Consider the following 23,008-nt stretch of genomic DNA (forward strand, 5'->3'; position numbering starts at 1 on the left):
TTATATAAATCTTAAATTTTGTTTGTCAATAACAAATATTTATTTTTCTTTGCTTGATTCAAATAATATTTTATAAAAATCAGGGAAAGAGATTGATACATATTCAGCATCTAATATAGTTGATTGACCTTCGATAGCAGAAGCCATAATGCTTGAAGCCATAGCAATTCTGTGATCTTTATAAGAATTTACTATAGCTGGATGCAAATTACTTTTATTTCCATAAATGATAAGCCTATCATCATCATCATAAACTTCAGTACCAAAATTATTTAACATTTCACAAGTTGTTTTAACTCTATCACTTTCTTTATACCTTAACTCATTAACTCCATTTATTATTGTTGTTCCATCTGCAAAAGATGCTGCAACAGCTAATATTGGAACTTCATCAATGAGAGAAGGTATTTTGTTTTTATCAACAATTGTTGATTTTAAATTACTACTTTTGGCAATAATTGTCCCTACTAGTTCATTATTAATTTTTCTAACATTATTTATTTCAATATTAGCGTTCATATCTTTTAGAACTTCTATGATACCAGTTCTTGTTGGATTTAATATACAATCTTCAACTATGACAGTACTTTTTTCTGAAATTAGTGCCAAAACAATAAAAAATGCAGCCGATGAAATATCTGATGGAATATTAATTTCCATGCCTTCTAATTTATTAGAAGGAGAAACTGTTATTATCTTCTTATTGTATTCTTCTTCAACTTCAATATTTGCACCAAAACTTTGAAGCATAAGCTCGGTATGATTTCGAGAAGGAATTGTTTCAATAATTTTTGTTTTACTATTTGCCTTCAATGAAGCAAAAAGTATTGATGACTTAACTTGAGCACTAGGGATTTCAAGTTCAATTTCAATACCTTTTAGATTTCCACCTATAACCTTCATAGGTAAATATCCATCATTTTCTAAAAAGTCAAAATTGGACCCCATTTTTTCCAATAAATTTGTGACTCTCTTCATAGGCCTTTTTCTTAATGAAGAATCTCCATCCAATATAGAACTAAATTTTTGCGTTGATAGAATTCCACTTATTAACCTTGCAGTAGTTCCAGAATTCTTACAATCAAGTAGATCATCTGGAAAATCAAAATTATAATCTCTACCATAAATAATAAGTGTATTACCATTTCTTTCAATATTTACTCCAAGTTTTTGAAAGCATTCTAAAGTTGCAATACAATCATCAGAGGCTAAAAAATTATTTACTATTGTTTTATTTGAAGCTAAACTACCTATCATTATAGACCTATGAGAAATTGATTTATCAGGTGGTATATTTATTTTTGAATTAATTGTCCTTTTACCATTAATTTTTATTTCCATTTTGTTCCCTCACAATCTTATCTCTAAGGGTTTTAGCAGTATTAAAGTAGTTAAAAATAAAGTCTTTGTTATTATCATTTAATGCTTTTTTAAAATTATTAATTAAATCAATATACTTATCAATTAAATTATTTAAGATTTCTTTATTTGATAAAGAAACATCAAGCCACATTTTTGGGCTTGATGAAGATATTCTTGTTGTATCCTTAAAACCACCAGCAGCAAATTTGCAGTAATCAAATGAATTCTCTTCTTGTAGCATGTTTACAAGTGCCGCTGATGCAACGTGAGGTAAATGAGAGATAATACCTGTTAAATAATCATGAATATTAAAGTCTATTTCTTCAACTCTACAACCAATCTTTGTCAATAACTCTTTCAATTTAGCAATATCACTTTGGTTATTAAATATCGTAGGTGTAATAAAATAATAAGCGTTACTGAGTATTTTTTCATTTGAGAAAGGGTAACCTATCATTTCAGTACCAGCCATAGGATGACCACCAATAAAGTTAAACATATTTAATTTCATAGCAGATTCAACAATCTCTTTTTTAGTGCTACCAATATCAGTAATAATTGAGTTTACTCTCTTAGATGAAAGAATCTTTAAAATTTCTAATGTTTCTTTTACTGGAGTACAAATAAAAATAAAATCATATTTATTTTGAGGTATATCAAAAGAAGTAATAATTTCAGAAATTATTACTTCTTTTTTTGCAAGTTCTAAATAGTCTTTATTAATATCATAGGAATCAATAGAATATCCAAGTTTTTTAAAAGCTTTTGCTAAAGATCCACCCATTAAACCAAGACCTATTATTAAAATTCTACCAATCATATTTATACACTCTTTCCAACTGCATTTGCAATTATTGAGATTTGTTTTACTAAATTATCAAATTCTTCTGGAGTAATTGATTGGGGTCCATCTGATAGAGCTTCTTTAGGATTTGGGTGAACCTCTATCATTAGTCCATCTGCACCAGCAGCTATTGCAGCTCTAGCTAAAGACAATACATATTTTGATTTACCTGCAGCATGGCTTGGATCAATTATTATTGGTAGATGACTTTTTTCTTTAATCACAGGTACAGCAGAAATATCAAGAGTATTACGAGTAGCAGTTTCGAAAGTTCTAATTCCTCTTTCGCAAAGAATAACATTAGGATTTCCCTCTGCAAGTATATATTCTGCTGCATTTAACCACTCATCAATTGTTGCTGAAAGTCCTCTTTTTAGAAGTACTGGTTTACCTAACCTACCAACATGCTTTAATAAGTTGAAGTTTTGCATGTTTCTAGCACCAATTTGGTAGATATCAACATAATCATAAGCAATATTGGCTGCCTCTTCACTCACTACTTCTGAAATAACAAGTAAATTAAAAGCATCAGCAGCTTTTCTTAAAATTACAAGTCCTTCTTTTTCAAGGCCTTGGAAAGAATATGGAGAAGTTCTTGGTTTATATGCTCCACCTCTTAGGATTTTAGCACCACTTTTACTTATTTTTTCAGCAACTTCTACCATTTGCTCAAGGCTTTCAATAGCACAAGGGCCAGCAATCAAACTAATTTTGTCAGATCCTATTTCTACATTACCAATTTTAACAACTGAAGGATAATCCTTGAAGGTTTTACTAGCAAGTTTGTAGCTTTCTAAGATAGGGATCAATCTATCTACCCCTGGTAAAAGCTCAATTGGTACATCAGATATGGCCCTTTCGTCTCCAATAACTGCAATAACTGTCCTTTCAACACCATTTAAAACGAAAGGTTTTAATCCTAGAGAAGAAATAACGTTGACAACTTCATCAATGTTAGTAGCAGGACAATCTTTTTTCATAACAATAATCATAAGTTTACCTCCCATACTTCTAAGAATTTTAAAAAAGTAACTCCATTCTAACTTTTTTACCGTACCTACCATGCTAACCATCCTACATTATTAAATTTTATTAAATTATATAATAATAAATTATAATAATTTTTGCAACTCTTTTATGAAGTATTGATTTTCCTCCATTGTTCCAGTAGTAACTCTGATAAAAGTATCCATGCCAAATATATTCCCAGGTCTAATTATTATTCCTTTTTGTAATAATTGTTTAAATATTTCTACTGAGTTTTTCTTTATATCTACCATAACAAAATTACCATAAGATTTTATATATGGAAGATTAAGCTCCTCAAATTTTTTGTAAAAGTATTCTAATGATGCTTTATTTAGTTTTTTTGCATTAGCTATATATTCTGTATCATCTAATGCTGCTAATGCTGCTACTTGAGCTAAGCTATTTACATTAAATGGTGGTCTTACTCTATTTAATTTTTCAATTATTTCTTCTGAAGAGATTGCATATCCAATTCTAAATGAAGCAAGACCATAAATTTTTGAGAAGGTTTGAAGAACTATTATATTTTCAAAATGTTCTAACCATTCAATTGCATCTGGGTATGATGGATCATCAATATATTCTTTATATGCTTGGTCAATAACAACAACAATATCTTTTGGAACAGATTTTATAAAGCTAAAAAGTTGGTCCTTTTCAATAATTGTTCCAGTAGGGTTGTTTGGATTACATATCCAGATAACTTTAGTTCTGTTATTCATATTCTTCAAAAATTCATCTAGATTATGCTTGTAGTTTAAAAGAGGAATTTCAATAGGAATACCTCCCATGACTTTTGTAACTGTTTCATATCTTGGGAAGGAAGGTTTTGCCATAATAGAATTATCTCCAGCATCAATAAATACATTAGCAATAAATTGAGTTATTTCATCAGAACCAGCACCTAATAATATTTGACTTGATTTTACATTAAGTTTTTCAGAGAGTTTCTTTTTCAATTCTGTGCAATTTCCATCAGGATATAATGATAATTCATTAAAATGCTTTGTTATTGCTTCAACAACTTTTTGTGATGGACCTAAAGGGTTCTCATTTGATGCAAGTTTAATAACATTTTCAAGTCCTAATTCTCTTTTAACGTCAGAAATTGGCTTTCCAGGTATGTATGGTGAGATGGTTGAAATAACATCTCTAAAAAGCATTTGTATCACCTCGTATAATAAATTTTTTATCATTTTAATTTGATATTTATTTATTGTCAATAGCATTATTATAAATCATTATACCATATAATAACATAAATGGTGTATTCAAAAGTATGTTGATTTTTTAACATTCAAAATATATAATTAATATGTTGATTTTATTTTTATATGCAGTATTCAAAATTTATTATTGATATGGTTAAGTTTTATAAAAGGAGGTTTAACAATGGGCAAGATGGTTGAAATTAGATGGCATGGCCGTGGAGGTCAAGGTGCCAAAACAGCTTCATTGCTTTTAGCAGAAGCAGCATTCAATACAGGCAAATATGTACAAGGTTTTCCAGAATACGGCCCAGAAAGAATGGGTGCTCCAATAACAGCTTACAACAGAATCAGTGATGAAAGAATAACAATTCACAGCAATATATATGAACCTGATTATGTTGTTGTAGTTGACGAAACATTAATTGGTGATGTTGATGTTACAAAAGGATTAAAAAAAGAAGGAGCAATTATTGTAAATACATCAAAAACACCAGAAGAAATCAAGAAACTATTAGGTAACTATGACGGGAAGGTATATACTATAGATGCAAAAACAATTTCAGTTGATTGCCTAGGAAAGTATTTCCCTAACATACCAGTGCTTGGCGCAGTTATAAAAGTTACACAAGTAATAAGTGAAGAAGAAGCAAAAAAAGATATGGAAGGTTCATTAAAGCATAAGTTTGCTACTAAACCTGAAGTTATAGAAGGTAACATGAAGGCATTTTTAAGAGGAATGCAGGAGGTGCAAGGATAATGAAAAAGTTTAACATTCCTGAGGATGTTTCTTGGAAAGAAATATCTCCTGGAGGAGTTATTACAGAAACAGGTAATGCAGATGATTTTAAAACTGGCGATTGGAGATCAATGAGGCCTGTTTGGCATGAAGATAAATGCAAACATTGTATGTTTTGCTTTTTTGTATGTCCAGATTCATCAATAAAGGTAGAAAATGGTAAAATGACTGGTGTAGATTATGAACACTGTAAAGGATGTGGCGTATGTACAGAAGTATGCCCATTTAAAGCATTTGATTTTGTTGAAGAAAAGAAATAACATAGGAGGGAAAAAAGATGGCAGTTCGTGATAGATTAAGCGGTAATGAAGCAGTTGCTTTTGCTATGAAGCAAATAAATCCTGATGTTGTTGCCGCATTTCCAATAACACCTTCAACCGAAGTTCCACAATACTTCTCTCAATTTGTTGCAAATGGAGAAGTTGATACAGAGTTTGTACCTGTTGAATCTGAACATAGTGCAATGAGTGCTTGTATAGGTGCATCAGCAGCAGGTGCAAGAACAATGACAGCTACATCATCACAAGGTTTAGCTCTTATGTGGGAGATGCTATATATTGCTGCATCTTCAAGACTTCCAATTGTATTAGCATTAATAAACAGAGCATTATCAGGACCAATAAACATTCACAACGATCACTCAGACTCAATGGGTGCAAGAGATAGTGGTTGGATACAAATTTATTGTGAAAATAACCAAGAAGCTTATGATTCATTAATTCAAGCAATAAGGATTGCTGAACACAAAGATGTAATGCTACCTGTAATGGTATGTTATGATGGATTTATAACAAGCCACGCTGTTGAAAATATTGAACTTCTTGAAACAGAAGAAGTAAGAAAATTTGTTGGTGAATACAATCCACCATATTGGCTACTTAATAAACAAGAGCCAGTTGCAATAGGTCCACTTGACTTGCCACCATATTATTTTGAACATAAGAGACAGCAAGCTGAAGCTTTAAAGAATTCTAAGAAGGTTATTCTTGAAGTAGCAGAAGAATTTGCTAAACTAACAGGTAGAAAATATGGATTATTTGAAACATATAAATTAGAAGATGCTGAAGTTGGTATAGTTGTATTAAACTCAACTGCAGGAACTGCAAAGGCAGTTGTTGATGAATATAGAAGCAAGGGTTTAAAAGTTGGTTTACTTAAGCCAAGATTATTTAGGCCATTCCCAGCAGAAGAATATGCTGATGCATTAAAACATCTTAAAGCAGTAGCCATACTTGATAAAGTTGATGGATTTAATGCTGCAGGTGGTCCATTGTTCAATGAATTTACAAGTGCTTTATATTGCAATGGTGCAAATGTAAAGGCTCTAAGCTATATTTACGGCTTAGGTGGTAGAGATGTTACCACAAAAGATATATCAAAAGTTTATGATAGACTTTTAGAAATAGCAAAAACAGGTAATGTTGGCGAAATATATAATTATCTTGGTGTAAGAGAATAAGGAGGTGCGAAGAAATGGCGTACAATATTAAAGAACTTGCAAACAAACCAGAAAGATTAACTGGTGGACATAGAATGTGTGCTGGTTGTGGTGCTCCAGTTGCTGTAAGAGCAATACTTCGTGCATTAAAACCAGAAGACAGAGCTGTTGTAGGTGCAGCTACAGGATGCTTAGAGGTTTCAACATGTATTTATCCATACACTGCATGGAAGGATTCATTTATTCATAGTGCTTTTGAAAATGCAGGTGCAACAGTTTCAGGAGCTGAAGCTGCATATAAAGCATTAAAGAAAAAAGGCAAAGTTTCTGATGAGTTTAAGTTTATCGCATTTGGTGGAGACGGTGGAACATATGATATAGGTCTTCAATCTTTATCAGGTGCTATGGAAAGAGGACACAATATGGTTTATGTATGCTATGATAATGGTGCATATATGAACACTGGTATTCAAAGGTCATCAGCTACTCCACTTTATGCTGATACTACAACTTCACCACAAGGTAAGGTTGTCCCTGGTAAAACTCAATGGAGAAAAGATTTAACAGAAGTTATGGTAGCTCATAATATTCCTTATGTTGCACAAACAGCTTTCATAACACCAAATATGAAGGATTTAATTGAAAAGGCTGAAAAGGCTATATATACAGACGGGCCAGCATTCTTAAATGTTTTAGCTCCATGTCCAAGAGGATGGAGATACGAAACTTCTAAACTTATTGAAATATCAAAATTAGCAGTTGATACATGTTTCTGGCCACTTTATGAAGTTGTAAATGGTCAATATAAATTAACATACAAACCAAAAGAGAAACTTCCTGTTGTTGAATTTTTAAAGGTTCAAGGAAGATTTAGACACTTATTCAAGAAAGGAAATGAACATTTAATTGAACAAATTCAACAAGAAGTTGATAGAAGATGGGAAAAACTTCTTGAACTTTGTGGAGAGAAATAATTAACTTTATTTACTAAAGGATTCTTTGAAATGGTTCAAAGAATCCTTTATTTTTTATAATGATTTTTTTTAAATGTAATGGTAAAATAGATAAATAATAATAGTTTGAGGTGAAATTATTGAAGGTAATTTATTTAGGTCCTGAAGGATCTTATAGTAATATTGCTGCAAAAAAGATTAGTAAAGACATATACCCTTTTGATACAATAGATGATATTTTCGATGAAGTTGAAAAAAATCAAGATGTTTTAGGCGTTGTACCGGTTGAAAATTCCATTGAAGGGAGCGTTTCTGTAACATTAGATTTGCTTTTACAAAAAAATGTATACATTATTAAAGAGATTATTCTTGATATTAAACATTATCTTTGTTATAAAATTAACAAGAAAATATCTTCAATTGCATCACATCCGCAGGCACTTTCTCAATGCCATGAATATCTTAGAAATAATTTTGAAAATGCAAAAATAATATCTGCACAAAGCACTTCACATGCAGCTAAGTTATGCTTTGAAGGATATGTTGATGCTGCCATTTGTTCTTATGAAGCATCAAAAATATATAATTTAGATATTTTTTATGGTCCTATAAACAATAACAATATGACACGCTTTTTTGTAATACATAATAAACCACTTTTTGAAAAAAGGCATAATAATAAAACAAGTTTAATTTTCTCTACATATAACAAACCTGGTAGTTTATATAAAATATTAGCGATATTTGATTTGTGGGATATAAATCTCACTAAAATAGAATCAAGGCCATCGAAAAAAGAACTTGGGCAGTATATATTTTATATAGATGTAGAAGGATTTTATGATGATGAAAATATTTCAGAAGCACTTAAAATTATAAAAAGGAAAACTACTTTTTATAAGTTTCTTGGTTCATATGATATAGAAAAATGATAAAGAAGGTGAAAGACTGTGCATGATAAATCAAAAGAACTTATTAAATCTGATTCTAAACTGTATGCTTTAATAATATTCACATTTTCTATTATTATTATTTTATATGATAAGACTATTGGACTTATATGCTTAGCAATTGTGTTGTTTTATTTTATATATAATTATAGATCAAATATAAAGCAAAGAAAAAGGCTTATGGAATACATAGAAAATTTAACATTAAATATTGATAATGCTAGTAAAGATACACTACTAAAATTCCCTTTACCTATGATGATAACTGAATATACTGGTGAAATAGTTTGGTATAATAATAAACTTTCTGAACTGATTGGAAATCAAAAATTGTTAGGTAAAAACTATATTGATTATTTACCAGCTCTATATGATGCAGTAAAAAACAATCAAAATAAGGCAAAATCTGTTGAATTTATGAATAATTATTTTGATGTTTTTATTTCTTTAGTTGAAATAGAAGGATCAAAAAATGAAAAAAGATATTTAAACCTTTTTTATTTTGTTGATATATCTGAACAACATAAATTATTAGAGAATTTAAATAATACAAATGTAGTCTTTGGGTATTTGCAAATTGATAATTATGATGATGTAATGAACTCTTCTCCAGAGGTATCAAGATCAAATATAGCATCGGAAATAGAAAGAAAGGTATTTGACTGGTTTTACCATCAAATTAAAACTGATATATTTATCACAAAATATGAAAAGGACAAGTATTTATTTGTGACAAATTATGAATCATTAGAAAGAATGAAAGAAAAAAGATTTAATATTTTAGATCAACTTAAAGAGATTAATATTTATAATAGAATTATTCCTACACTTAGTTGTGGGATTGGAATAAGGCAAACATCTATTTATCAATCATATAAAGATGCTAAGACAGCATTGGATATGGCGTTAAGCCGAGGAGGAGACCAAGTAGTTATCTATTCTAATAATAATTATGAATTTTATGGTGGGAAGTCAAAAGAAATTGAAAAGAGATCAAAAGTAAGATCAAGAGTTATGGCTCAAACACTTAAAGAGATAATAAAGCATTCTGATCGAATTTTTATTATTGGACATCAGTTTTTTGATTTTGATTGTTTAGGTTCAGCAATCGGTGTTATAATTCTTGCTCATAAATTAGGTAAAGAGGCATATATTGCAACAAGTATAATTAATCCTTCCATTGAACCTTATATTGAAAGTTTAAAACAAAATGAGAAATATCATGATGTATTTATAAATCAAGCAGAACTTTTAAAGAAAAAATCAGAAAATTCTGTTCTTTTTGTTGTTGATACTCAAAGGCCAAGTTATTTAGATATAATTGATTCTATTGATTTATTTAATAAAATAGTAGTTATAGATCATCATAGAAGAGCAACAGATTGGATCGAAAATGCACTTATTAATTATTCAGAAACATATGCTTCTTCAACATCAGAGCTTATATCTGAGATTTTAAATTACGAAGGCATAAGAATTTCGAAACTAGAAGCAGAAATACTTATGGCAGGAATATATATTGATACAAAAGGATTTACAAAAAATACTGGTGTCAGAACATTTGAGGTTATTACCTACTTAAGAGAAAATAATGCTGATCCATTAGTTGTTAAAGAATTTTTTAAAGAAGATTTTGATACCTTCATTAAGAAAAAAAAGTTAATTGAAAATACACATATTATTTTTGGCAACATTGCAATTGTTGCAGATTATTCACATATATGCACTGATAATGTTATAATAGCTAAGGTAGCTGATGAAGTTTTAAATATTAAAGGTATAGATGCCTCATTTGTTATATGTCAAGTTGATGATGGGGTTGTTATTAGTGGCCGTTCAAATGGGAAAATTAATGTTCAGTTAATTCTTGAAAAACTTGGTGGTGGAGGACATCTTGATACTGCAGGTGCACAGATAATAAACATAAATATCGATGATGCAGTAATTATGTTAACAGATGCAATAAATAGTTATTTAAACGAAAACCAATAAAAAGAAAGGGGAATTTCAATGAAGGTTGTTTTACTTCAAGATATTAAAGGCGTTGGGAAAAAGGACGAAATTATTGAGGTAAGTGATGGCTATGCGAGAAATTATTTATTTCCTAAAAAATTAGCAATAGAAGCTACTGAAGGTGTTCAATCACATATTAAAGGAAAAAAAGAAGCAGAGCAAAAGAAGAAAGAAAAGGAACTGCAAAAAGCTCAAGAACTTGCAAAAAGGATTGAAGAGATTAGCTTAATACTTAAAGTAAAGTCAGGTGAAAGTGGAAAACTTTTTGGGTCTATAACTAATAAAGAGATAGCAGAAGAATTGAAAAAGCAGTTTAAGATTGATATAGATAGGAAAAAAATAGAAATTGATAATCCTATAAAAATAGTTGGAAATTACACAGTGGAAGTAAAAGTATATCCAACAGTTGTTGCAAAATTAAAGGTAAATGTAACAGCTTTATAAGCTTAGGAAGTGAATAAGAATATGGAAAACCTGGAAAACACAAATTTATTACCTGTAAATAATGATGCAGAAGAAGCTGTTATTGGATCAATGTTATTAGATAAGGAAGTTATTTCATATGTTAGTGAAATATTAGAAGAAGATGATTTTTATAATGCTCATCTTAAGGAAATATATGCAAGTATTATTGATCTATTTGAACAAGGTAAACCTGTTGATCCTATAACTGTTTCTGAAAGGCTGAAGGAACGAGGTAGTTATGATAGCATCGGTGGAATGGATTATTTATCGAATTTGATAATAAAAATACCTACGACTGCTAATGTTACATATTATGCAAGTATTGTAGAGGAAAAGTCATTACTTAGAAAATTAATTAATGCATCATATAAAATTATTGAGCAATGTAATAGCCAAACAGAAAGAATAGAAGATATTGTTGAATTTGCTGAAAAAACAATATTTAATGTTATACAAAATAAAAATTCAAAGGATTTTTCACACTTAAAAGAAATACTAATTGATACCTATAATAAAATTGAAGAATTATATATCAAAAAAGCACACATTATTGGTGTTCCAACTGGTTTTTCCGAGCTTGATAAAATAACTGCTGGTCTTCAACCTTCAGACCTTATTTTATTAGCTGCAAGACCATCAATGGGGAAGACAAGTTTTGCTCTAAATATTGTTGAGCATGCAGCATTAAAAGCAAATATTCCAGTTGCTATATTTAGCCTTGAAATGTCGAAAGAGCAGTTAGTAACAAGAATGGTTTGTTCAGAAGGACTGATTGATAGCCATAAATTAAGGACCGGAAATCTTGAAGATGAGGAATGGAAGAGATTTGCAAAAGCAATTGCATTACTTGCAAATGCACCAATTTATATTGATGATACACCTGCAATATCAATATCAGAAATGAGAGCAAAATGCCGAAGACTTAAACTAAAAGAAAAAGGATTAGGACTTGTAATGGTTGATTATCTACAATTAATGCAAGCAAGGGGCAGATTTGATAGCAAACAGCAGGAGATTGCAGAAATATCTCGTTCACTAAAGGCTTTAGCAAGAGAATTAAATGTTCCAGTTCTTGCTTTATCTCAGCTTTCAAGAGCCCCTGAAATGAGAGCTGACCATAGGCCTATATTAGCTGATTTAAGAGAAAGTGGGGCTATTGAACAGGACGCTGATATAGTTGCATTTTTGTATAGGGATGAATATTACAATAAGGACACTGACAAAAAGCATATTGCGGAACTTATAATTGCAAAACATAGGAATGGACCTACTGGAACAGTGGAATTATTATTCTTAGATAAACATACTAAATTCAGAGATTTAGAAATGAATAAAAATTAATGAGGTGAAATTATGGCTGTAATAACCAATATTAATCTTTGGGAAGAAGGCCAAAAGAAGATTGAATGGGCAAAGAAACATATGCCAATTTTAAATACTATTGTAGAGCAATATCAAGAAGAAAAACCACTTAAAGATTTAAACGTTGCTTTATCTGTGCACTTAGAAGCAAAAACTGCATATCTTTGTTTATGTTTATCAAAATTAGGAGCTAATATGTTTGTTACAGGGTCTAACCCATTATCAACACAAGATGAGATTGCTGCAGCATTAGTGAAAAACGGGTTAAATGTTTATGCAAAGCATGGAGTTTCAAATGATGAATACTTTGAACATTTAATGATGACACTCGATAATGATATAGACTTAATAATAGATGATGGTGGAGACTTAGCATATTTATTGCACACCAAATTGTTGGATAAAGCTAAAAAGATTATTGGCGGTTGTGAAGAGACAACAACAGGAGTAATAAGACTTAAATCACTTGAAAAAGAGGGAAAATTGCTATTTCCAATGATAGCTGTCAATGATGCATATACTAAACATATGTTTGATAATAGATATGGAACTGGACAATCAACGTGGGATTCTATATTAAGGAATACAAATCTCATAATAGCAGGTAAATATGTTGTTGTTGCAGGTTATGGATGGTGTGGTAAAGGAATTGCTAAAAAAGCACAAGGTCTTGGTGCAAAAATTATAATTACAGAGGTTGATCCAATAAAAGCATTAGAAGCATATATGGATGGATTTGAAGTTATGACAATGGATAAAGCAGCTAAATTAGGTGATATATTTATCACTGCAACAGGTTGCAAAGATATAATTATTGATAAACATTTTTATGACATGAAAGATGGAGCTATTCTTTGCAATGCAGGGCATTTTAATGTTGAAATTAATATGGCTAAATTAGAAGAAATTGCAGAAGGTAAGTATAATGTTAGAAAAAATATTGATGCGTATAAAGTGAATGGAAAAGAGATATATGTAATAGGAGAAGGAAGGCTTGTGAACCTTGCAGCAGCTGATGGGCATCCAGTAGAAATTATGGATATGTCTTTTGGATTACAGATGTTATCAGCAATATATGTTAAAGAAAATAAAGATAATTTAGAAAACAAAGTATATAATGTTCCAGAACACATAGACAAAAAAATAGCTCGCATAAAATTAAAAAGTTTAGGTATAGAGATTGATAAACTTACAGATGAACAAAAAGAGTATTTAGAAAGCTGGGAGGTTTAATATTGAAATTATTATTGAAAAATCCTGTTATAATCGGATATGATGAAAATTTTAAGGATTTTTATAGATCTGATATTTTAATAGTCAATGATAAAATAGAAAAAGTTTACCCTAATATAGAAATTCATGATGCTGATATTGTTATTGATGCAGAAAAATATATAGCAATACCTGGTTTAGTAAATGCACATACGCATTGTGGTCAGACTGTATTAAGGTCTTATGCTGATGATTTGCCTTTTAATGAATGGCTTTTTGATAGGGTATTTCCTTTAGAATCGAAACTTAATCAGCAGATAGTGTATTATTCATCATTACTTGGAATAGCTGAAATGATAAAATCAGGGACAACACTCTTTTTTGATATGTATTTTTATGAGGATATGACTGCAAAAGCAGTTTCTGAGACAGGTATAAGAGCTGTTCTTTCAAGGGGATTGCAAACTGATGAAAATGAACATAAAAGGATAGAAGAAACTCTTAAACTGATACAAGATTATTCATCTGATAGAATCAAAATATTTTTTGGCCCTCATTCAATATATACTTGTTCAACTGAACTTTTGGAAAATGTATCTAAACTTGCATTTGATTATAATACTGGTATAATGATACATGTTAGTGAAAGTGAAAATGAAGTAAATGAATGTTTTGAAAGACATGACTGTTCGCCTGTTAAATACTTAAGTGATTTAGGAATTTTTGATAGCCCAACAGTAGCAGCCCACTGTGTTTATGTTGATAATGATGATATTGATATACTAAATAGAAAATGTGTAACAGTTGCATACAATCCCACCAGTAACTTAAAATTAGGAAATGGTTTTGCTCCTATATATAGCATGATTCAATCTGGTATAAATGTTGCAATTGGAACTGATTCGGCTGCAAGTAATAATAATTTAAATATGATTGAGGAAATGCATATAGCTTCATTACTTGAAAAAGGTTTATATAAATTACCCAATATTATGAATGCTTCACAAATATTAAAAATGGCAACATTTAATGGTGCATATGCATCTTTATTTGAAAATATTGGCCTTATTAAAGAGGGTTACAAAGCAGACATTGTATTAATTGATAATGAAAGTTTAAATATGATGCCAAATTTCAATCCAATATCAAATATTGTATATAGTGCTAATCCAGAAAATATAAAAACAGTAATATGTAATGGAAAAATACTTTATAAAGATGGTAAATTGACTACAATTGATGAAGAAGGGCTTAAAAAAGAAATTAAAGATATAATGAAGTATTTGAATGAATAAGTTTTTTTAGTTGAAAGGAATGATAATAATTTGCAGTTTAGAAAGGCAACAAAAACAGCATTACAACTTTTTTTAGTAACAGCTCTAACAAAATTAATTGGATTTGTAAGAGAAATGGCACTTGGTGCAAGGTTTGGAACTGGTGTTAAAACAGATTCCTTGCAGCTTGCATTAATGTTTCCAAATGTTTTGTTTGTTACTATTTTAGCTGCATTTTCAACATCCTTTATACCTTTTTATACAGAAATAAAAGAAAATAAAGGTGAAGAAGAGGGGCTAAAATTTACAAATAATGTTATAAATACCTTGATGTTTTTTGCAATTATTGTTTCAATTTTAGGAACAATTTTTTCTAAAGAATTACTGTATTTTTTTACTAAGAATATTATTGCAAAAGACTATAGCAATGATTTAATTATTTTTGCTTCTACAATATTGAAGATTACCTTCTTCATGATAATATTCACAAGTTCTTCTAATATATTACAAGGTTTTATGCAAGCAAATGGAAACTTTAATAAGCCTGTATTATCCAGTATCCCATTTAACTTAGGGATATTCCTAACTATTTTTTTATCTTATTTTTCTATATTTAAGAGAATTGATATCTACTTAGTAGGTTTTGGATTTGTATTTGGTTATTTTTTAAGCTTTGTTTACCAATACTATAATGCAAAAAAGTTAGGATTTAGATTTTATCCTACTTTTAGTTTTAGAGATGAAAATTTAAAAAAAGTTGTTATTTTTGCTGCTCCTGTTTTTATTAGCAGTGCTATGTCACAATTATATGTTTTTGTTGATAGATATTTATTAGGAAGTCTTGGTGAAGGTAGAATATCTGCAGTAAATTTCGCTAGTAAATTTAATGATATGATTGTTGGGGCCTTTTCTTCAACAATAGCTATTATTGCTTTTTCTACGCTATCGAACTATTTGGCTAAAAAAGATATGGATAACTTTAAAAGGTTTTTTGTTTCATCTGTAAATGTGATTATCCTGTTGATGATTCCTTTTTCAATTGGTGGTATGATTTTGAATCATGAATTAGTGAGAATAGTATATGAAAGAGGACACTTTACTCGACATTCAACATTGATGACTGCTGGCCCATTTTTCTTTTATTCTTTTGGATTTTTAGGTCTTGGTTTAAGAGATATATTAAATAGGACACTTTACTCATTGCATGATTCAAAGACTGCTGTAAGAAATGGTGTTATTGCAATAATTTTAAATATAACCTTTGATATCATTTTTATAAATAGATTCGGTCATATAGGAGCTGCTATGGGCTTTTCATTTGCAAATTATATAGCAACCTTCTTATTAATGTTTTCCCTCAGAAAAAAATTAGGACCAATTGGTTGGAGAAGGATAGTAAATGTTTTTATAAAATCGGTTTTAGCAGGAATTATTATGGGGATAGTTATATATATATTTAAATTTAATTTTATAAATCTTGATATGCGTTTTTCAAAAATAACTTTGATTACTTTAATTTGTATATTGTTAGGAGCCTCAGTGTATTCTTTTATAATATATTTATTCAGAGTTGAAGAGGCAAGATGGCTTATTAAAATAACCCGTGAAAAATTTGGTATATGAGGAGGCAATATTGATGGATTTAATGCATCAATTCAAAGTATTTAAAAAAGGAGCACATGAAATAATATCTGAGGAAGAATTATTAAATAAATTAAAAGAGGATAGACCTCTCAATATTAAATTAGGTCTTGATCCTAATGTGCCCGATGTTCACTTAGGTCATGCTGTTGTCTTAAGAAAACTTAAGCAATTACAAGATCTTGGACACAATATTATATTGATTCTTGGAGATTTTACTGCTATGATTGGGGATCCAACAGGAAAGAGTGAAACACGTAAACAACTTACAAAAGATCAAGTTAGATCTAATGCAGAACCATTCAAAGAACAGATTTTAAAAATACTTGATCCTCAAAAAACAACAATAAGATTTAATAGTGAATGGTTAGAACCAATGAATTTTTTAGATGTTATTAATCTTACATCAAAGTATACTGTTGCAAGGATGCTTGAGAGAGAGACATTTAAACAGAGAATGGAGAAAAATCTTCCACTATCAATACATGAATTTTTCTATCCACTAATGCAGGGATATGATTCTGTTGCCATTGATGCTGATGTTGAATTAGGGGCAACTGAACAAAAATTCAATATACTAATGGGAAGAACATTACAGAAAGAATATGGATGTAAGAGAATACAAGTTGCATTACTTATGCCAATACTTGTAGGAACAGATGGTATAAATAAGATGAGCAAGAGTTTAGGTAACTATATTGGCATTAATGAAGCACCAGAAATAATGTATGGAAAAGTTATGTCTATTCCTGATGAAGTAATGATTTCTTATTATGAATTAACTACTGATATTGAACCTGAAGAAATAGAAGAAATATCAGCAAAATTAAAAGAAGGAACTCTTCATCCCCGTGATGCCAAGATGAGATTAGCTTTTGAAGTTGTTAAACTATATCATGGAGAGGAAAAAGCAAAGTTTGCACAAGATGAATTTGTTAAAGTATTCCAGAAAAAAGATATTCCAGACAACATACCTGAAGTAATTGTGAGTAAACTAGAATCAAATGTATGGTTACCAAGGTTTTTAAACCAGAATAAATTGTGTAGTTCGACTAGCGAAGGAGTAAGGCTTATCAAAAGTGGAGCTGTAAAAATTAATTCTCAAAAGGTAGAAAATCAAGATTATACTTTTTCAAATGGTGATGTAATTCAAGTAGGAAAGTTAAAATTTATTAAAGTTATTGTAGAATAAATAGGGGCTTTTATGCCCCTTATTTTAATATTTGTTTTAATTCATCAAGTGATATCTCGTGTTTTAAACTATTAACATTTTTCGAAGCTATTGCACGACTTGAGTAAAAATCTATTTCATCTTCAGTTAATTTAGGCTTTACATTAGGATAAAACATTGAGACATAATTATTGAAATCCTCAATATATTTAAAATCAAGATATTTTAAAACCTCATTTACATCATTAGGAATATATTTTGACTCAAGATACAGAAAATTTGATAATAAAATAGCGTTAGCCCTTCCATGAGGTATACCATGAAAATATGTATAATTGTATCCTAAAGGATGAACAACTAACGTTCCAGTGTGAGCAATAACAATACCTCCAATAAGGGAAATATAAGCTAAATTTTCAAGGGTGCTCATATTAATTCTCTTATTAATTAAATGCTCTTTTATTTCAGAATATAATAAAAGACCTTTGGAAGCAAAGTTATATATTAAAGTATTATTTCTGTTCGATAAAAATCCTTCAATTATATGAGACAATGCATCAAAAGAGGTGTCAACAAGTATTTCATAAGGTAGAGTTTCTAAATATTTATAATCAATAAATGCAAATTTAGAGAAAATAAGTTCTGATGAAAAGCTCTTTTTATTTTGGATATTATGCAATGTTAAAATTGAGTATTGTGTTACCTCACTTCCTGTTCCACATGTTGTTGGAACTGATATTATTGGTAAACATTTTTCTATTTTTCCTTCAAATAAAAAACTGCTATTTTTATCACTATTTGCAGCTAAAACAGCTATTGCTTTGGCTGCATCTAAAGGGGACCCACCACCTATCCCAATTACAAAATCAGCCTTATTTTCAATTGCCATTCGGCTTACATGCTCTATTTGTTCGGTTGAAGGATTTTGTTCTATTGAACTATATATATAATAATCTATTTGATTTTTTTTAAGAGCTGTTATAACGTCATTTATTGCGTTGTTTTTGAAAGAAGAAGGAGATGTCACAATAAATGCCTTTTTACCAAGTTTGAAATATTGGTGATTTTCTGATATACAATTTAGACCAAAGAATATCTTTGTAGGCATAAAATATGTATACAAATTAAATTCTCCTTTCGCTTTTCTATATGATAATTATATCACTATTAAATAGATATGTATAATTTATTAATAAAGATAAAAAATAAAAATAGTTATGATTATATTTGGAGGTAACAAAATGGGTGCATCAAAAGAACAAATGAGAGCTGTTGCTAAACTTTGTCCAGAGTTTAATAGCGGTGGTTATGCTCATAGAGGAAATCCATCTTGTGAAGTTTGTGTTCACTGGGATGGGAAGAAATGTACAATTAATTATTTTGATAATGTATTAACAAGTATGGATCAAACTTAATTTATAAAAACTTGATTTTTTCAATTTATTTAATATAATAATATTGTAGGGCAAGAGAAATTGAGAGCCTGCAGATAGAAAGGTCTATTTGCAGGCTTTTTTATTTTACTAAAAGGTGGTAATGATGGATGCTATTAGATGTTGTAATTATTGGTGGCGGAGTAATAGGCAATTCGCTATTAAGAGAACTTTCAAAATATGACCTAAATATTTGTTTGGTAGAAAGAAAATATGACGTTGCTGAAGGTGCATCAAAAGCAAATTCAGCAATTGTTCATGCTGGATTTGATCCCAAAGAAGGTAGTAATAAAGCAAAGTTTAATTATTTAGGAAACAGATTATTTAAGGATATTTGTGAAGAATTAGATGTTGAATATAAAATGGTAGGATCATTGGTTCTTGCATTTACAGACCATGAAGTATCTATTTTAGAAAAACTTATGGAACAAGGGAAGAAAAATGGTGTTGAAGGATTAGAAATAAAAGATAAAGATTGGGTTTTACAAAAAGAACCAAATTTAAATAAAGAAATCAAAAAGGCATTATATGCACCTTTTTCAGGAATTACTTGTCCATATAAGCTAACCATTGCATTATTTGAAAATGCTATTCAAAATGGTGCACAAGTAATTTTTGGATTTGATGTCATTAATATTACTAAAACTAATGACCAGTTTTATATTACTTCAAAAGATGGTAGAACTTTAAGAAGTAAAATTGTAGTAAATTGTGCTGGGTTGTATTCAGATTTTATAAACAACTTAGTTAATGAAGAAAAAATTGAGATACATCCAAGAAAAGGTGAGTACTATATTCTTGATAAAAGACAATATGGACTTGTTAATAGTGTAATATTCCAAGTGCCAACAGAAAAAGGGAAAGGTATATTGGTTTCTCCGACAGTTGATGGAAATATACTAATCGGTCCAAACTCAAATTATGTTGAAGACAAAGAAGATACTTCAACAACTAAACATGGGCTAAAAGAGGTTTTAGAACATGCTAAATTATCTGTTCCTAATATTAACTTAAAAGATGTAATAACAATTTTTGCAGGTAATAGAGCAACCCCAAATACGCATGATTTTATAATTGGTGAGTCAAAATCAACATCTGGATTTTTTAATGCTGCAGGGATTGAATCTCCAGGCTTAACTTCATCTTATGCTATTGCAACATATCTTTCAAATTTGATTGTTGAAAAGCTAAAAGCCAAAAATAATGAAAAGTTTAATCCAATAAGAAAAGATATTGAAAAAATATCTACAATGGATTATGAAAAGATAGATGAATTGATAAAGAAAAATAAAAGTTTTGGGAAGATTGTATGTAGATGTGAACAGGTAAGTGAATATGAAATAATCGAAGCAATAAATCGCGGAGCTACTAATATAGATGCTATTAAAAGAAGAACAAGAGCAGGTATGGGAAGATGTCAAGGTGGATTCTGTTCTCCCAAAATAATAGACATTTTATCAAATAAACTAAACATACCCAAAGAAGAGGTTACAAAGTTTGGAGGAAATTCAAAAATTCTTTACAAGAGTCGAATGGAGGATTAGCTTAAATGAAAGAATTATTTTATGATGTTGTAGTAATTGGTGGTGGTCCTGCAGGATTAGCTGCTGCTATATCAAGTTATGATGCCAATAATAATTTAAAAGTAGCATTAATTGAAAGAGATTCATATTTAGGTGGCATATTAAATCAATGCATTCATAATGGGTTTGGACTACATTATTTTAAAGAGGAATTAACAGGGCCTGAATATGCAGAAAGGTTTATAAATGAAATAAATATAAGAAACATAGATATATATTTAAATACCTTTGTAGTTAATATGAATGCTGAAAAAAAGCTAACCTGTATTAATCAAGATGGAATACTGAAAATTAATGCAAAATCAATTATCCTTTCAATGGGTTGCCGTGAAAGAACAAGAGGAGCAATTCAAATACCTGGATCTAGACCTGCAGGGATTTTTACGGCTGGAACTGCTCAAAGGCTTATTAATATTGAGGGTTATTTAGTTGGGAAAAAAGCAATAATTATTGGTTCTGGTGATATAGGGCTTATTATGGCAAGAAGGCTTACGTTTGAAAGTGTAAAAGTAGAATGTGTTGTAGAGATTATGCCTTATTCAACAGGACTTAAAAGAAATATAGTTCAATGTTTAGAAGATTTTAATATACCACTTTTATTATCTCATACAGTTACACAAATTCATGGAAAAGAAAGGGTAGAAGGAGTTACAATTGCAAAAGTTGATGAAAAATTCAATATTATTGAAGGAACTGAGAAATATATTGAATGTGATACAGTTTTACTTTCTGTCGGATTGATACCAGAAAATGAATTATCAAGAAATGCAAATATATTAATTGATGAAATAACTCAAGGACCTGTTGTTGACAATACACTATCAACTAATATTGAAGGAATCTTTGCATGCGGAAATGTACTTCATGTTCACGATTTAGTAGATAATGCAACAAAGGAGGCTCAAACAGCAGGTTATTATGCTGCATTATATGCAACCCAGCAAATAAATTACAATAATAATTTTATAAATATTAATCTAAAACATGGTATAAGATATGTTGTACCCCAAAGAATTAACTTAGATTATTTAGATGATATAAAACTATCTTTTAGAGTAACAAAACCGATGAATAATACTAATATTTATGTTGATATTGATAATAAAAGAATTAATTCAATTAAAAAACAGTTTGTAACACCAGGAGAAATGGAAAGCATAATTATAAATAAAGAGCATTTATCAAATTTAAACATTAATTCAAAAATTGAAATTGGCATTGAATAATAAAAACACTGGAGGCAAAGAATGATATGGAGAAATCTATTACATGTATCTCATGTCCGATGGGATGTATAATAAATTATAAAAAAGAAAATGATAATAATATTACTTTTAGTGGATATAAATGTAAAAGAGGATTAGAATACGCAAAACAAGAATTAACAAGTCCTAAAAGAATTGTTACTACGACCATTAAATTAAATAATGCTTCTTTACCTTTTTTACCTGTAAAAACTGATAAACCAATTCCAAAAGATAAAATAGATGATGTACTAAATATTTTAAGAGATTATAAATGCTTTGCTCCTATTAAAGCAGGTGATATAGTAATTGAAAATATATTAAATACAGGTGCGAATATAGTAGCAACGAGAAGTATTAACAACTAATCTAAATATCTAATAAATTTAATTTACTTGTTGAAATTGCAATAGCACCTGATTTTAAAGCATTAATAACTTCTTCTTTTGTATTTATCATTCCTCCCGCAATAATTGGAATAGGTATTCTATTATTTATTAAACTTATTGCTTTTGGTATTACTCCAGGTAATACTTCAATAAAATCAGGTTGAGAATTATTTGTTATTTTAATTCCTGATTCAATTGAGAGTGAGTCCAGGAGGAAAATTCGATGTATAGTTAAAAGACCTATTTCCTTAGCGAATGAAATTAGATTATTTTTTGTTGAGATTATACCATCAACTCCAATATTTTTTAAGTATAATATACCTATATCATCCTTACCAAGACCTTCAATTAAATCAATATGAACAAAGCATAATTTATCATGCTTTTTGATTAAATTTATTTCATTATTTATGGATAAAATATTAGAGTGAAGTAAAAAAATAAATTTACAATTTGAATTTATTGCTAAATTAAGCGAATCATTATTTCTAACTGCAGGAATAATAGGGTTTTGTATCAAAATATCAATTAATATATTTTTCAATCTTATCACCAACCTTTTTTGCTTTTATTATAACCCATGTTGATAGAGTATTGAAAGAAGTATATAATAATTTTTGTCAAAAATGAGTAGTCGG

The 23,008-nt window shown here is 29.4% G+C and carries 22 protein-coding genes; 16 read left to right on the forward strand and 6 right to left on the reverse strand.

Annotated features, from left to right (window positions below; all coding sequences use genetic code 11):
- Positions 1-39: 39 nt before the first annotated feature.
- The 4 genes from aroA to hisC form a co-directional block, all read right to left on the reverse strand.
- Entirely contained in the window at positions 40-1,341 is a 1,302-nt protein-coding gene (gene aroA / locus ACAG39_00385) for a 3-phosphoshikimate 1-carboxyvinyltransferase (protein ID MEZ0535690.1), read from the reverse strand.
- The gene (locus ACAG39_00390; protein MEZ0535691.1) at positions 1,325-2,182 is read right to left on the reverse strand and encodes a prephenate dehydrogenase; all 858 of its coding nucleotides are present in this window, start codon (positions 2,180-2,182) and stop codon (positions 1,325-1,327) included. The genes aroA and ACAG39_00390 overlap by 17 nt, the downstream gene beginning before the upstream one ends.
- A 2-nt stretch (positions 2,183-2,184) precedes the next feature.
- Complete coding sequence (aroF, locus tag ACAG39_00395; GenBank protein ID MEZ0535692.1) at positions 2,185-3,198, reverse strand: 3-deoxy-7-phosphoheptulonate synthase; 1,014 nt, start codon at positions 3,196-3,198, stop codon at positions 2,185-2,187.
- Between the two features lie 120 nt (positions 3,199-3,318).
- The gene (gene hisC, locus ACAG39_00400) at positions 3,319-4,398 is read right to left on the reverse strand and encodes a histidinol-phosphate transaminase (protein MEZ0535693.1); all 1,080 of its coding nucleotides are present in this window, start codon (positions 4,396-4,398) and stop codon (positions 3,319-3,321) included.
- Between the two features lie 229 nt (positions 4,399-4,627).
- Between hisC and ACAG39_00405 the strand changes: the two genes are divergently transcribed.
- From ACAG39_00405 to tyrS, 12 genes are all read left to right on the forward strand, one after another.
- Entirely contained in the window at positions 4,628-5,203 is a 576-nt protein-coding gene (locus ACAG39_00405; protein MEZ0535694.1) for a 2-oxoacid:acceptor oxidoreductase family protein, read from the forward strand.
- The gene (locus tag ACAG39_00410; protein MEZ0535695.1) at positions 5,203-5,502 is read left to right on the forward strand and encodes a 4Fe-4S binding protein; all 300 of its coding nucleotides are present in this window, start codon (positions 5,203-5,205) and stop codon (positions 5,500-5,502) included. Before ACAG39_00405 ends, ACAG39_00410 begins: the two co-directional genes overlap by 1 nt.
- A 17-nt stretch (positions 5,503-5,519) precedes the next feature.
- Positions 5,520-6,701: a pyruvate ferredoxin oxidoreductase gene (porA, locus tag ACAG39_00415; GenBank protein ID MEZ0535696.1), complete on the forward strand. Its 1,182-nt coding sequence runs from the start codon at positions 5,520-5,522 to the stop codon at positions 6,699-6,701.
- 14 nt (positions 6,702-6,715) lie between these two features.
- Positions 6,716-7,654: a thiamine pyrophosphate-dependent enzyme gene (locus ACAG39_00420; GenBank protein MEZ0535697.1), complete on the forward strand. Its 939-nt coding sequence runs from the start codon at positions 6,716-6,718 to the stop codon at positions 7,652-7,654.
- A 119-nt stretch (positions 7,655-7,773) separates the two neighbouring features.
- Positions 7,774-8,565 carry a prephenate dehydratase gene (gene pheA, locus ACAG39_00425; protein MEZ0535698.1) on the forward strand — a complete coding sequence of 264 codons (792 nt, stop codon included), beginning with the start codon at positions 7,774-7,776 and terminating at the stop codon, positions 8,563-8,565.
- A gap of 18 nt (positions 8,566-8,583) precedes the next feature.
- A complete protein-coding gene (locus ACAG39_00430) occupies positions 8,584-10,575 on the forward strand; it encodes a DHH family phosphoesterase (protein ID MEZ0535699.1) in 1,992 nt (663 codons plus the stop codon).
- Positions 10,576-10,593: 18 nt separating this feature from the next.
- Positions 10,594-11,040, forward strand: coding sequence for a 50S ribosomal protein L9 (rplI, locus tag ACAG39_00435; protein MEZ0535700.1), 447 nt, complete (start codon positions 10,594-10,596; stop codon positions 11,038-11,040).
- 21 nt (positions 11,041-11,061) lie between these two features.
- A complete protein-coding gene (gene dnaB / locus ACAG39_00440) occupies positions 11,062-12,402 on the forward strand; it encodes a replicative DNA helicase (GenBank protein ID MEZ0535701.1) in 1,341 nt (446 codons plus the stop codon).
- A gap of 12 nt (positions 12,403-12,414) precedes the next feature.
- Positions 12,415-13,656 carry an adenosylhomocysteinase gene (locus tag ACAG39_00445; protein MEZ0535702.1) on the forward strand — a complete coding sequence of 414 codons (1,242 nt, stop codon included), beginning with the start codon at positions 12,415-12,417 and terminating at the stop codon, positions 13,654-13,656.
- A 2-nt stretch (positions 13,657-13,658) separates the two neighbouring features.
- Complete coding sequence (locus tag ACAG39_00450; protein ID MEZ0535703.1) at positions 13,659-14,930, forward strand: amidohydrolase; 1,272 nt, start codon at positions 13,659-13,661, stop codon at positions 14,928-14,930.
- 30 nt (positions 14,931-14,960) lie between these two features.
- Positions 14,961-16,532: a murein biosynthesis integral membrane protein MurJ gene (gene murJ, locus ACAG39_00455; protein ID MEZ0535704.1), complete on the forward strand. Its 1,572-nt coding sequence runs from the start codon at positions 14,961-14,963 to the stop codon at positions 16,530-16,532.
- Positions 16,533-16,545: 13 nt separating this feature from the next.
- Positions 16,546-17,742: a tyrosine--tRNA ligase gene (tyrS, locus tag ACAG39_00460; protein ID MEZ0535705.1), complete on the forward strand. Its 1,197-nt coding sequence runs from the start codon at positions 16,546-16,548 to the stop codon at positions 17,740-17,742.
- A gap of 19 nt (positions 17,743-17,761) precedes the next feature.
- On the opposite strand, the gene ACAG39_00465 is transcribed toward tyrS, so the two are convergent.
- Positions 17,762-18,844 carry an iron-containing alcohol dehydrogenase gene (locus ACAG39_00465; protein ID MEZ0535706.1) on the reverse strand — a complete coding sequence of 361 codons (1,083 nt, stop codon included), beginning with the start codon at positions 18,842-18,844 and terminating at the stop codon, positions 17,762-17,764.
- A gap of 118 nt (positions 18,845-18,962) precedes the next feature.
- On the opposite strand from ACAG39_00465, the gene ACAG39_00470 reads away from it, so the two are divergent.
- The 4 genes from ACAG39_00470 to ACAG39_00485 all read left to right on the forward strand — a co-directional run bounded on the left by ACAG39_00470 (position 18,963) and on the right by ACAG39_00485 (position 22,349).
- Positions 18,963-19,136 (forward strand): hypothetical protein, encoded by a 174-nt coding sequence (locus ACAG39_00470; GenBank protein MEZ0535707.1) that lies wholly within the window; start codon positions 18,963-18,965, stop codon positions 19,134-19,136.
- Between the two features lie 128 nt (positions 19,137-19,264).
- Positions 19,265-20,698 (forward strand): NAD(P)/FAD-dependent oxidoreductase, encoded by a 1,434-nt coding sequence (locus ACAG39_00475; protein MEZ0535708.1) that lies wholly within the window; start codon positions 19,265-19,267, stop codon positions 20,696-20,698.
- Between the two features lie 5 nt (positions 20,699-20,703).
- Positions 20,704-21,963, forward strand: coding sequence for an NAD(P)/FAD-dependent oxidoreductase (locus ACAG39_00480; protein MEZ0535709.1), 1,260 nt, complete (start codon positions 20,704-20,706; stop codon positions 21,961-21,963).
- Between the two features lie 26 nt (positions 21,964-21,989).
- Positions 21,990-22,349: a DUF1667 domain-containing protein gene (locus ACAG39_00485; GenBank protein ID MEZ0535710.1), complete on the forward strand. Its 360-nt coding sequence runs from the start codon at positions 21,990-21,992 to the stop codon at positions 22,347-22,349.
- A 1-nt stretch (position 22,350) separates the two neighbouring features.
- Here ACAG39_00485 and ACAG39_00490 read toward each other — a convergent pair whose 3' ends face one another.
- Positions 22,351-22,914, reverse strand: coding sequence for a glycerol-3-phosphate responsive antiterminator (locus ACAG39_00490; GenBank protein ID MEZ0535711.1), 564 nt, complete (start codon positions 22,912-22,914; stop codon positions 22,351-22,353).
- Positions 22,915-23,008 lie beyond the last annotated feature (94 nt).

This window comes from Caldicellulosiruptoraceae bacterium PP1, assembly GCA_041320695.1.
Taxonomy (GTDB): domain Bacteria; phylum Bacillota; class Thermoanaerobacteria; order Caldicellulosiruptorales; family Caldicellulosiruptoraceae; genus JBGGOQ01.

Coding starts and splice junctions, on each gene's coding strand:
- aroA (MEZ0535690.1), bottom strand. CDS start 1,341: ATGGAAATAAAAATTAATGGTAAAAGGACAATTAATTCAAAAATAAAT.
- ACAG39_00390 (MEZ0535691.1), bottom strand. CDS start 2,182: ATGATTGGTAGAATTTTAATAATAGGTCTTGGTTTAATGGGTGGATCT.
- aroF (MEZ0535692.1), bottom strand. CDS start 3,198: ATGATTATTGTTATGAAAAAAGATTGTCCTGCTACTAACATTGATGAA.
- hisC (MEZ0535693.1), bottom strand. CDS start 4,398: ATGCTTTTTAGAGATGTTATTTCAACCATCTCACCATACATACCTGGA.
- ACAG39_00405 (MEZ0535694.1), top strand. CDS start 4,628: ATGGGCAAGATGGTTGAAATTAGATGGCATGGCCGTGGAGGTCAAGGT.
- ACAG39_00410 (MEZ0535695.1), top strand. CDS start 5,203: ATGAAAAAGTTTAACATTCCTGAGGATGTTTCTTGGAAAGAAATATCT.
- porA (MEZ0535696.1), top strand. CDS start 5,520: ATGGCAGTTCGTGATAGATTAAGCGGTAATGAAGCAGTTGCTTTTGCT.
- ACAG39_00420 (MEZ0535697.1), top strand. CDS start 6,716: ATGGCGTACAATATTAAAGAACTTGCAAACAAACCAGAAAGATTAACT.
- rplI (MEZ0535700.1), top strand. CDS start 10,594: ATGAAGGTTGTTTTACTTCAAGATATTAAAGGCGTTGGGAAAAAGGAC.
- dnaB (MEZ0535701.1), top strand. CDS start 11,062: ATGGAAAACCTGGAAAACACAAATTTATTACCTGTAAATAATGATGCA.
- ACAG39_00445 (MEZ0535702.1), top strand. CDS start 12,415: ATGGCTGTAATAACCAATATTAATCTTTGGGAAGAAGGCCAAAAGAAG.
- tyrS (MEZ0535705.1), top strand. CDS start 16,546: ATGGATTTAATGCATCAATTCAAAGTATTTAAAAAAGGAGCACATGAA.
- ACAG39_00470 (MEZ0535707.1), top strand. CDS start 18,963: ATGGGTGCATCAAAAGAACAAATGAGAGCTGTTGCTAAACTTTGTCCA.
- ACAG39_00475 (MEZ0535708.1), top strand. CDS start 19,265: ATGCTATTAGATGTTGTAATTATTGGTGGCGGAGTAATAGGCAATTCG.
- ACAG39_00480 (MEZ0535709.1), top strand. CDS start 20,704: ATGAAAGAATTATTTTATGATGTTGTAGTAATTGGTGGTGGTCCTGCA.
- ACAG39_00485 (MEZ0535710.1), top strand. CDS start 21,990: ATGGAGAAATCTATTACATGTATCTCATGTCCGATGGGATGTATAATA.